Source organism: Pseudomonas reactans, from assembly GCF_013387025.1.
Lineage (GTDB): Bacteria > Pseudomonadota > Gammaproteobacteria > Pseudomonadales > Pseudomonadaceae > Aquipseudomonas > Aquipseudomonas reactans.
Map to the genome: position 1 here is coordinate 36155 of NZ_JACAQP010000010.1, position 10561 is coordinate 46715.

Below are 10561 nucleotides of genomic sequence, written 5' to 3' on the forward strand. Positions count from 1 at the left end.
CAGCATTCGATTAAATAGATGGCTTGCGTGGGTGCGGCTGTTCGCGGGCGACGGTCAGGAACGGGTCCACCAGCGCTGGGCGCGCGGTGCCACGGCGCCAGGCCAGGCCCACGTCGAGGGTCTGGCTGAGGTCGGCAATCGGCCGCGCTTCAATAATGTCGCCTTCAAGCGACCAAGGCCGGTAGGTCATGTCCGGCTGGATCGACACGCCGAGGCCCGCGGCCACTAGGCTGCGCACGGCTTCGGTGGAGGCGGTACGCAACGTCACGCGCGGTTGCAGGCCTGCGCCGGTCCACATGCGCTGGGCGTTGTGGCCCATTTCGTCCACATTCAGCTGAATCAGCGGTTCACGCGCCACATCGGCCAGGTTGATGCTGTCGTGTTCCAACAGTGGATGTTGTGCCGGTAGCCACAAGCGATGCGGGGAGTGGGTGAGGACTTCGGTCTGCAAGGCGTGGCGGTCTTCAAGGTTGGAGAGGATCAGTACGCCCACATCGATTTCGCCGCTGACCAGCAAATGCTCGATATAAGGGCGCTCATCTTCCATCACACGGATTTCCACATTGGGGTAGGCGCGCTGGAATCGCGTCAGCAGGTCCGCGAGGTAATAGCCGGCCACCAGGCTGGTTACGCCAATGATCAATTGCCCGGCGACCTGGTCGGTGCTCTGTTGCAGGCTGCGCTTGGCGTTGTCGACGGTGGCAAGGATCAGGTGCGCCTGACGCAGGAATTGATGGCCCTGGTGGGTCAGGGTCATGCCCTTGGCGTGACGGTTGAACAGGTTGACGCCGATTTCCTGCTCCAGTTGCTGGATCGCCAGGGTCAGGGTGGACTGGGAAATGAACGCCGTCTGCGCGGCGGCGGAGATCGAGCCGGTCTCGGCCACGGCGATAAAATGCCGGATTTGACGCAAGGTCATCATGCTGGAATTACCAGTGGGGTGTTTTTATAGATTTGTTCGAGTGTATATCGATTTAAGCGAAGGGCGACCGCGTTACATCTGGAAGCACTCTAGATCGAGGCTTTTTGGCACTTAGTTTTACGCTGGGAGCCTATTGGTCCTATGAACCCTAGTGTCTGGAGGCTACGAATGAATACCCGTGGATTGCTCGATCAGTTGCTCAAGTCTGGCCAGGACATGTTGCAGAACAAGGCTGGCGGCCAGCGTAAGCAGGACGACAAAGGTGCACTGGGCGGTTTGCTCGGCGGAGGCGGCCTGGGCAGCCTGCTCGGTGGCGCAGGTGGCGGCGCCCTGGCAGCCGGCGCCATGGGCCTGTTGCTGGGCAACAAAAAAGCCCGCAAATTCGGCGGCAAGGCCCTGACCTACGGCGGTCTGGCGGCGTTGGGTGTCATTGCCTACAAAGCCTATGGCAACTGGCAGGCGCAACAGGCCAACGCCCCGAAAGGTGAGCCGCAGACCATTGACCGCCTGCCACCGGCCCAGGTTGAGCTACACAGCCAAGGCATTCTCAAGGCGCTGGTCGCCGCCGCCAAGGCCGACGGCCATGTGGATGAGCGCGAGCGCGAATTGATTGAAGGCGAATTCACCAAGCTGGACAACGACCGCGAGCTGCAAAGCTGGCTGCACGCCGAGCTCAACAAGCCCCTGGACCCGGCTGACGTGGCGCGGGCGGCCGGTACGCCGGAAATGGCCGCCGAGATGTACATCGCCAGCGTGATGCTGGTGGACGAGGAAAACTTCATGGAAAAGGCCTACCTCGATGAACTGGCGCGCCAACTGAAACTGGAGCCAGGCTTGAAGCTGGAACTGGAAAAACAGGTGCGCCAGGCCTCACTCTGACCCTATCGCTATATCGAAAAAACCCCGGATGCCTTAAAGGCCCGGGGTGTTTTTGCATTCTGTGAGCGCTACATCAAAACCCGTTGATAAATGAGGGCTTCTGCTCAGCTATACTCCCCCGCATTTGATCGGCCCTTCGAGGAATTACTGTGAAGAACTGGACCTTGCGCCAACGGATCTTGGCAAGCTTTGCGGTCATTATCGCCATCATGCTGTTAATGGTTGTGGTCTCCTATTCACGGTTGCTGAAGATCGAAACCAGCGAAGTCGCGGTGCGCGATGATGCAGTGCCGGGGGTCTATCTCAGTTCCATGATTCGCAGCGCGTGGGTCGACAGCTACCTGCAGACCCTGGAATTGCTGGGCCTGCGTGAGAACAAGCAGCTGAGTGACGCTGATCGGGCGGAATTCAAGTCCTTTGAAGCGCGCATCCTGCAGCAGATGAGCAACTACGATAAAACCATTGCCGGCAGTGAAGACCGTTCCGAGTTCGACAAATTCGAAGCCCTGCACCAGGCCTACAACAAGAGCCTGTCCACGGTGCTCGACAGCCTGCAACGCGGTGACCTGGCGACCGCACGCAAAGAGTTCGATACGCAGTTGACGCCGACCTGGACCGCAGGCCGCATGAAGCTCAACGACATCATCACCGAGAACAAAAACGTCGCCGACCGTGCGACCAACGCAATCGATGATGCAGTTTCCGCCGCGAAAATCAGCATGTTTGTATCGCTGGTCGTCGCCATTCTCGCCGCCGGCCTGTGCGGCCTGCTGCTGATGCGCGCGATCATGGCGCCGATGCAGCGCATCGTCGACATCCTCGAAACCATGCGCGACGGCGACCTGAGCAAACGCTTGAACCTGGAGCGCAAGGATGAGTTCGGCGCCGTCGAAACCGGCTTCAACGACATGATGACCGAGCTGACGGCCTTGGTGTCCCAGGCCCAGCGTTCTTCGGTGCAGGTTACTACCTCGGTCACCGAGATTGCCGCCACGTCCAAGCAGCAACAGGCCACCGCCACTGAAACGGCTGCGACTACCACCGAAATCGGCGCCACCTCCCGCGAAATCGCCGCCACGTCCAAAGACCTGGTGCGCACCATGACTGAAGTGTCCACCGCCGCCGACCAGGCCTCGGTGGCTGCCGGTTCCGGCCAGCAAGGCCTGGCGCGCATGGAAGAAACCATGCACTCGGTGATGGGCGCGGCGGATCTGGTCAACGCCAAGCTGGCGATCCTCAATGAGAAGGCCGGCAACATCAACCAGGTGGTGGTGACCATCGTCAAGGTCGCCGACCAGACCAACCTGCTGTCGCTCAACGCCGCGATCGAGGCCGAAAAGGCTGGTGAATACGGTCGCGGTTTTGCCGTGGTCGCCACCGAAGTGCGCCGCCTGGCCGACCAGACTGCCGTGGCTACCTACGACATCGAGCAGATGGTGCGCGAGATCCAGTCGGCGGTGTCCGCCGGCGTGATGGGCATGGACAAGTTCTCCGAAGAAGTGCGTCGTGGCATGTTCGAAGTGCAGCAAGTCGGCGAGCAGTTGTCGCAGATCATCCATCAGGTGCAGGCCCTGGCACCGCGCGTGTTGATGGTCAATGAAGGCATGCAGGCCCAGGCCACCGGCGCCGAGCAGATCAACCACGCCCTGGTGCAACTGGGGGATGCCAGCAGCCAGACCGTCGAGTCCCTGCGCCAGGCCAGCTTTGCCATTGATGAGCTGAGCCAGGTGGCGGTCGGTCTGCGCAGCGGCGTGTCGCGTTTCAAAGTCTGATGAGCGACCTCGCGGCTAAACGCGGTGCCGTCCCGGCAGCGAAAAAGGCGTTGTTCCTGGTGTTCCGCATCGGCAACGAACGTTACGCCCTCAAGGCCACCGAAGTGGCCGAGGTGCTGCCGCGCCTGCCGTTGAAACCCATCGCCCATGCGCCGCTGTGGGTGGCAGGCATTTTTGCCCACCGTGGCGCGCTGGTGCCCGTAATCGACCTCAGTGCCTTGACCTTCGGCACCGCCGCCCAGGCGCGCACCAGCACGCGGCTGGTACTGGTCAATTACCAGCCCGAGCCCTGGATTGAAGCGCGCTGGCTCGGACTGATCCTGGAGCAGGCCACCGACACGTTGCGTTGTGATCCGGCGGAGTTTCAGCCCTACGGCCTCGACAACCGCCAGGCGCCGTATCTGGGGCCGGTGCGCGAAGACGCGTTGGGCTTGATGCAATGGATTGGCGTGAAAGACCTGCTCACCGATGAGGTGCGCGCTGTACTGTTTTCTGCCGAGCTGAGCCTATGAGCAGCGATCCGCGTTTCTTTGCCTTCCTTAAAGAGCGCATCGGCCTGGACGTCGCCTCGGTGGGCGAAGCCATCATCGAACGCGCGGTGCGCCAGCGCAGCCAGGCCGTCAGTGCGCAAACGGCCGGCGAGTACTGGCAGCACCTGCAAAGTTCCGAGGATGAGCAGCAGGCGCTGATCGAAGCGGTGATCGTCCCGGAAACCTGGTTTTTCCGTTATCCGGAATCGTTTGCGACCCTGGCCCGCCTGGCCAAGGCGCGCCTGATCGAAATCAAGCAGATGCGCGCCCTGCGCATCCTCAGCCTGCCGTGCTCCACCGGTGAAGAACCTTATTCGATTGCCATGGCATTACTGGACGCACGCCTCGCGCCGCACCAGTTCAAGGTGCTGGGCCTGGATGTCAGCCCGCTGTCGGTGGAGCGTGCGCGGCGCGGGGTGTATGGCAAGAACTCGTTTCGTGGGGGCGATATCGCCTTTCGCGACCGCCATTTCACCGAGTATGGCGATGGTTACCACATTGCCGACCGAGTACGCGAGCAGGTGCGCCTGCAAGTGGGCAACCTGCTCGATCCGGGCTTGCTGGCCAATGAAGCGAGCTACGACTTCGTGTTCTGTCGCAATCTGCTGATCTACTTCGACCAACCGACGCAGAAGCAAGTGTTCGACGTGCTCAAGGGCCTGACCCATGTGGACGGCGTGCTGTTTATCGGCCCGGCTGAGGGCAGCCTGTTGGGGCGTCACGGCATGCGTTCGATTGGGGTGCCGCAGTCGTTTGCCTTCAGTCGGCATGCCGAACCGGTAACACCAGCGCCCGTGTTTGTGCCGATCGCCGCGCCCATCCCGCAACGCAGTGCAGCGCCGATTCCAAGTAAGCCACGGCCGTTCAGCACGGTCAGCGCCCAAGTGGTGCCGATCAAGGCGCCGCACACCGATGCGGGTGACCTGCTCAGTCGCATCGCCACCTTGGCCAATGAAGGCAAGAGTGCTGAAGCCCGCGCCGCGTGCGAGCAGTATTTGAGCAACCACCCGCCGGCCGCCCAGGTGTTCTACTGGCTCGGGCTGCTCAGCGACGTGGCCGGCAGCGCCCTGGAAGCCCAGGGTTATTATCGAAAAGCCTTGTACCTGGAACCCCAGCACCCGCAGGCCTTGATGCACCTGGCCGCGTTGCTCGAATCCCAGGGCGACAGTGCGGGAGCGCGCCGCTTGCAGGCGCGGGCCGCCCGTAGCGAGCGAGCTGACAGTGAGTCCAAACGATGAGTAACACCGAGGCGCTCGACACCGCCGGCCTGGACCTGACCCTGGCCGACACCCAAGCCATCGACGACTGCTGGAACCGCATCGGCATCCATGGCGACAAATCCTGCCCGTTGCTGGCGGACCATATCCATTGCCGCAATTGCTCGGTGTACTCGGCAGCAGCCACGCGGTTGCTGGACCGCTACGCCTTGCAGCAAGACGCGCATCGCCCGCATGCGGCTGTCGAGCTGGGTGAAGATGTGGTCACCCGCTCTTTGCTGATGTTCCGTCTCGGCGAAGAATGGCTGGGCATTGCCACCCGTTGCCTGGTGGAGGTGGCGCCGCTGCAACCGATTCATTCCCTGCCGCACCAACGCTCGCGCGCCTTGCTCGGCGTGGCCAATGTGCGGGGAGCGCTGGTGGCGTGCCTGTCGCTGGTGGAACTGCTCGGCCTGGACGTCACCAGCAACGGCGCCAGCGGTGGCCGCATCATGCCGCGCATGCTGATCATCGCCGCGCAGGATGGCCCGGTGGTGGTGCCGGTGGATGAAGTCGACGGGATCCACGCCATCGATGAGCGCACCTTGAAGGCGGCTTCGGCCTCCGGCACCCAGGCCAGCGCGCGCTACACCCAAGGCGTGTTGCAGTGGAAAGGCCGCAGCCTGCGGTGGCTGGACGAGGCGCAATTGTTGTCCGCCGTGACCCGGAGCCTCACATGACCCCCGACCAGATGCGTGATGCCTCGCTGCTGGAACTGTTCAGCCTGGAAGCCGATGCGCAGACCCAGGTCCTGAGCGCGGGCCTGCTGGCCCTGGAACGCAACCCGACCCAGGCCGACCAGCTTGAGGCTTGCATGCGCGCTGCGCACTCGCTCAAGGGCGCGGCGCGTATCGTCGGGGTAGACGCCGGGGTCAGCGTCTCCCATGTGATGGAAGATTGCCTGGTCAGTGCCCAGGAAAGCCGCCTATACCTGCAACCTGAACATATTGATGCGTTGCTGCAAGGCACCGACCTGTTGATGCGCATCGCTACGCCCGGCAATGACGTGGGGCCGGCGGATATCGAAGCCTATGTGGCGTTGATGGAGCGCCTGTTGGATCCATCCCAGGCGCCGGTCAAGCCTGCGCCGCCGCCACCAGAACCGGCGGCTGTCGTTGAAGAGCAGCCGCCGGAGCCCGAGCCCGCACCGCCAGTGGCTGCTGAGCCGCCGCGGCAGAACAAACGCATGACCGAAGGCGGCGAGCGCGTGCTGCGGGTAACCGCTGAGCGCTTGAACAGCCTGCTCGACCTGTCGAGCAAATCCCTGGTGGAAACCCAGCGGCTCAAGCCGTATTTGGCCAGCCTGCAACGCCTCAAACGTATTCAAAGCCAGAGCGTGCGGGCCCTGGATACGCTGGACGGGCAACTCAAGACCCAGAATCTGAACCTGGAAGCCCAGGAAGCACTGGCTGACACCCGCCGCCTGCTCAGCGAAGCCCAGGCCCTGCTGGCGGAAAAAACCGCCGAGCTGGATGAGTTCGGCTGGCAGGCCGGGCAGCGCGCCCAGGTGCTGTATGACACGGCGCTGGCCTGCCGCATGCGTCCGTTTGCCGATGTCCTGGCCGGGCAAGTGCGCATGGTGCGCGACCTTGGCCGCAGCCTCGGCAAGCAGGTGCGCCTGGAGATCGAGGGCGAAAAGACCCAGGTCGACCGCGACGTGCTGGAAAAACTCGAAGCGCCGCTCACCCATTTGTTGCGCAATGCGGTCGACCACGGCATCGAAATGCCTGAGCAACGTCTGCTCGCAGGCAAGCCGGCTGAAGGCCTGATCCGCCTGCGCGCGTCCCATCAGGCCGGCTTGCTGGTACTGGAATTGAGCGATGACGGCAATGGCGTCGACCTGGAACGCCTGCGCGGCACCATCGTCGACCGGCATCTTTCGCCGCTGGAAACCGCTCTGCGCCTGAGCGAAGAAGAGTTGCTGACGTTCCTGTTCCTGCCAGGGTTCAGCCTGCGCGACAAGGTCACCGAAGTGTCAGGGCGCGGCGTCGGCCTGGACGCGGTGCAGCATATGGTGCGCCAACTGCGTGGCGCGGTGGTGCTGGAGCAGACGGCGGGGCAGGGCAGTCGCTTCCACCTGGAAGTGCCCTTGACCCTGTCGGTGGTGCGCAGCCTGGTGGTGGAAGTCGGCGAGGAAGCCTACGCGTTCCCACTGGCCCACATTGAGCGCATGTGCGACCTGGCGCCGGACGATATCGTGCAACTGGAAGGTCGCCAGCATTTCTGGCACGAAGGCCGGCATGTCGGCCTGGTCGCCGCGAGCCAGTTGCTGCAGAGGCCAGCAGGGCAGAGTCCGTCGGACACCTTGAAGGTCGTGGTAATCCGCGAGCGCGATGCCGTGTATGGGATTGCCGTGGAGCGTTTCATCGGCGAGCGTACACTGGTGGTGCTGCCGCTGGATGATCGCCTGGGCAAAGTCCAGGATATTTCCGCAGGCGCGTTGCTCGATGACGGCTCGGTGGTGTTGATCGTCGATGTCGAAGACATGCTGCGCTCGGTGGACAAACTGCTCAACACCGGCCGCCTGGAACGTATCGCACGGCGTAGCCAGCAGGCCACCGAAACGCCGCGCAAACGGGTGCTGGTGGTGGATGACTCGCTGACCGTGCGTGAACTGCAACGCAAATTGTTACTCAATCGTGGTTATGAAGTGGCCGTAGCGGTCGATGGCATGGACGGTTGGAACGCCTTGCGCTCCGAAGACTTTGACCTGTTGATCACTGATATTGATATGCCTCGTATGGACGGTATTGAATTGGTCACACTCTTGCGCCGTGACAGTCGCCTGCAATCGTTGCCGGTGATGGTGGTGTCCTACAAGGATCGCGAAGAAGACCGACGTCGTGGACTGGACGCCGGCGCCGACTATTATTTAGCCAAAGCCAGTTTCCACGATGACGCCCTGCTGGACGCCGTGGTGGAACTGATCGGAGGCGCGAGGGCATGAGGATTGCGATCGTCAATGACATGCCCCTGGCGGTGGAAGCCTTGCGCCGTGCCTTGAGCTTCGAGCCTGCGCATCAAGTCGTCTGGGTGGCTGCCAATGGCCTGGAGGCGGTGCAGCAGTGTGCAGAACTGACGCCGGACCTGATCCTGATGGACTTGATCATGCCGGTAATGGATGGCGTGGAGGCCACGCGACGGATCATGGCGCAGACCCCGTGCGCTATCGTCATCGTGACGGTCGACCGCCAGGCCAACGTGAGCCGGGTGTTCGAAGCCATGGGGCATGGTGCTCTGGACGTGGTGGACACACCGCCCCTGGGCGTGGGCAACCCCAAGGATGCGGCGGCGCCGTTGCTGCGCAAGATCCTCAACATTGGCTGGTTGATCGGCCAACGGGGTAGCCGCGTACGTGCTGAAACCGTTGCGCCGCGAATCACCGGTAAACGCCAGAGCCTGGTGGCGATCGGTTCGTCGGCCGGTGGCCCGGCGGCCCTGGAAATCCTGCTCAAGGGCTTGCCCCGGGACTTTCCCGCCGCCATTGTGCTGGTGCAGCATGTGGATCAGGTGTTCGCTGCCGGCATGGCCGAGTGGCTGGGCAGCGCCTCCGGCCTGCCGGTGCGCCTGGCCCGTGAAGGCGAACCCCCGCAAAGTGGCGTGGTGCTGCTGGCCGGCACCAATCACCACATTCGTCTGTTGAAAAATGGCACGCTAGCCTATACCGCGGAGCCGGTGAACGAGATCTACCGGCCTTCGATCGACGTGTTTTTCGAAAGCGTGGCCAGCCACTGGAATGGCGATGCGGTCGGCGTATTGCTGACCGGCATGGGGCGCGACGGGGCTCAGGGCCTCAAGTTGCTGCGTGAACAAGGTTATTTGACCATCGCCCAGGATCAGCAAAGCTCGGCGGTGTATGGCATGCCCAAAGCGGCGGCGGCAATTGATGCTGCTGTTGAAATTCGCCCACTGGATAGAATTGCACCCCGATTGCTGGAGGTCTTTGCAAAATGAACAAGACTTCTCGCGGTGCTGGCTGGCAGGTAGTAATTCAGGTGACTGCACATGAATGATTTACAGATCGACGACATCAAGACCGACGAAAATGCCGCCATGGTGTTGCTGGTCGACGACCAAGCCATGATCGGCGAAGCCGTGCGGCGTGGCCTGGCCCATGAAGAAAATATCGACTTCCACTTCTGCGCCGACCCGCACCAGGCAATTGCCCAGGCGATCCGCATCAAGCCGACGGTCATCCTGCAGGATCTGGTGATGCCGGGCCTTGATGGCCTGACCCTGGTGCGTGAATACCGCAATCACCCGGCCACTGCGAACATCCCGATTATCGTGCTGTCCACCAAAGAAGATCCGCTGATCAAGAGCGCGGCCTTTTCTGCCGGGGCCAATGATTATCTGGTCAAGCTGCCGGATAACATCGAATTGGTGGCGCGCATTCGCTATCACTCGCGGTCCTACATGACCCTGTTGCAGCGGGATGCGGCTTATCGCGCGTTGCGGGTCAGCCAGCAACAGCTGTTGGACACCAACCTGGTGCTGCAACGGTTGATGAACTCCGATGGCCTGACCGGGTTGTCCAACCGTCGTCACTTTGATGAATACCTGGAGCTGGAGTGGCGTAGGGCCATGCGTGATCAGACTCAGTTGTCGTTGTTGATGATTGATGTGGATTTCTTCAAGACCTATAACGACAGCTTTGGGCATGTTGAAGGGGATGAGGCGTTGCGCAAGGTGGCGGCGGCCATTCGTGAGGCGAGCAGTCGGCCTTCGGATTTGCCGGCACGCTATGGGGGTGAGGAGTTTGCCCTGGTGCTGCCTAATACCTCGCCGGGCGGGGCGCGGTTGGTGGCCGAGAAGCTGCGCATGGCGGTGGCTGCTCTGAAGATTCCGCATAACGCGCCGACTGAGGGGTCGAGTCTGACGATTAGCATTGGGTTGTCGACCATGACGCCGCAGCAGGGGACGGATTGCCGGCAGGTGATCTTGGCGGCGGATAAGGGGTTGTATACGGCTAAGCATAATGGGCGGAATCAGGTGGGGATTGAGTAGGGCGTTTTTGGGTACATATCCGTTGCTGCGGTAACGGCTGCGATTGGTTCCGCTCTTACAGCGGGTCACTTTTTGAAGAGCGCAAAAAGTAACCAAAAACGCTTCGCCCCAACACTCGGCACCTCGCCTAGGCTCGGTGTGCCCTCACTCCGGCTTGAATCCGTGGGCCGCCGCGATGGGCCATCCTTGGCCCAG

9 protein-coding genes are annotated in these 10561 nt (G+C 62.1%); 8 read left to right on the plus strand and 1 reads right to left on the minus strand.

Features of this window, described 5'->3' with window-relative positions; translation table 11 throughout:
* Positions 1-10: 10 nt before the first annotated feature.
* Positions 11-922, minus strand: coding sequence for a LysR family transcriptional regulator (locus HX793_RS12580; protein WP_003209548.1), 912 nt, complete (start codon positions 920-922; stop codon positions 11-13).
* Positions 923-1090: 168 nt separating this feature from the next.
* Here HX793_RS12580 and HX793_RS12585 point away from each other — a divergent pair, with 168 nt between their 5' ends.
* The 8 genes from HX793_RS12585 to HX793_RS12620 all read left to right on the plus strand — a co-directional run bounded on the left by HX793_RS12585 (position 1091) and on the right by HX793_RS12620 (position 10366).
* Positions 1091-1801: a tellurite resistance TerB family protein gene (locus HX793_RS12585; protein WP_028619109.1), complete on the plus strand. Its 711-nt coding sequence runs from the start codon at positions 1091-1093 to the stop codon at positions 1799-1801.
* A gap of 149 nt (positions 1802-1950) precedes the next feature.
* A complete protein-coding gene (locus HX793_RS12590; RefSeq protein WP_177053328.1) occupies positions 1951-3573 on the plus strand; it encodes a methyl-accepting chemotaxis protein in 1623 nt (540 codons plus the stop codon).
* Positions 3573-4085: a chemotaxis protein CheW gene (locus HX793_RS12595; RefSeq protein WP_177053329.1), complete on the plus strand. Its 513-nt coding sequence runs from the start codon at positions 3573-3575 to the stop codon at positions 4083-4085. The genes HX793_RS12590 and HX793_RS12595 overlap by 1 nt, the downstream gene beginning before the upstream one ends.
* The gene (locus HX793_RS12600) at positions 4082-5341 is read left to right on the plus strand and encodes a CheR family methyltransferase (protein ID WP_177094818.1); all 1260 of its coding nucleotides are present in this window, start codon (positions 4082-4084) and stop codon (positions 5339-5341) included. Before HX793_RS12595 ends, HX793_RS12600 begins: the two co-directional genes overlap by 4 nt.
* Positions 5338-6039, plus strand: coding sequence for a chemotaxis protein CheW (locus HX793_RS12605; protein ID WP_016977910.1), 702 nt, complete (start codon positions 5338-5340; stop codon positions 6037-6039). Before HX793_RS12600 ends, HX793_RS12605 begins: the two co-directional genes overlap by 4 nt.
* Positions 6036-8306: a hybrid sensor histidine kinase/response regulator gene (locus HX793_RS12610; protein ID WP_177053331.1), complete on the plus strand. Its 2271-nt coding sequence runs from the start codon at positions 6036-6038 to the stop codon at positions 8304-8306. The genes HX793_RS12605 and HX793_RS12610 overlap by 4 nt, the downstream gene beginning before the upstream one ends.
* Positions 8303-9313: a chemotaxis response regulator protein-glutamate methylesterase gene (locus tag HX793_RS12615; RefSeq protein WP_016977908.1), complete on the plus strand. Its 1011-nt coding sequence runs from the start codon at positions 8303-8305 to the stop codon at positions 9311-9313. Before HX793_RS12610 ends, HX793_RS12615 begins: the two co-directional genes overlap by 4 nt.
* A gap of 51 nt (positions 9314-9364) precedes the next feature.
* The gene (locus HX793_RS12620; RefSeq protein ID WP_016977907.1) at positions 9365-10366 is read left to right on the plus strand and encodes a diguanylate cyclase domain-containing protein; all 1002 of its coding nucleotides are present in this window, start codon (positions 9365-9367) and stop codon (positions 10364-10366) included.
* Positions 10367-10561 lie beyond the last annotated feature (195 nt).

Bases quoted from the DNA above. Each gene is read 5' to 3' on its own strand.
- HX793_RS12615 (WP_016977908.1), top strand. From the start codon at position 8,303: ATGAGGATTGCGATCGTCAATGACATGCCCCTGGCGGTGGAAGCCTTG.
- HX793_RS12620 (WP_016977907.1), top strand. From the start codon at position 9,365: ATGAATGATTTACAGATCGACGACATCAAGACCGACGAAAATGCCGCC.
- HX793_RS12595 (WP_177053329.1), top strand. From the start codon at position 3,573: ATGAGCGACCTCGCGGCTAAACGCGGTGCCGTCCCGGCAGCGAAAAAG.
- HX793_RS12600 (WP_177094818.1), top strand. From the start codon at position 4,082: ATGAGCAGCGATCCGCGTTTCTTTGCCTTCCTTAAAGAGCGCATCGGC.
- HX793_RS12580 (WP_003209548.1), bottom strand. From the start codon at position 922: ATGATGACCTTGCGTCAAATCCGGCATTTTATCGCCGTGGCCGAGACC.
- HX793_RS12585 (WP_028619109.1), top strand. From the start codon at position 1,091: ATGAATACCCGTGGATTGCTCGATCAGTTGCTCAAGTCTGGCCAGGAC.
- HX793_RS12610 (WP_177053331.1), top strand. From the start codon at position 6,036: ATGACCCCCGACCAGATGCGTGATGCCTCGCTGCTGGAACTGTTCAGC.
- HX793_RS12605 (WP_016977910.1), top strand. From the start codon at position 5,338: ATGAGTAACACCGAGGCGCTCGACACCGCCGGCCTGGACCTGACCCTG.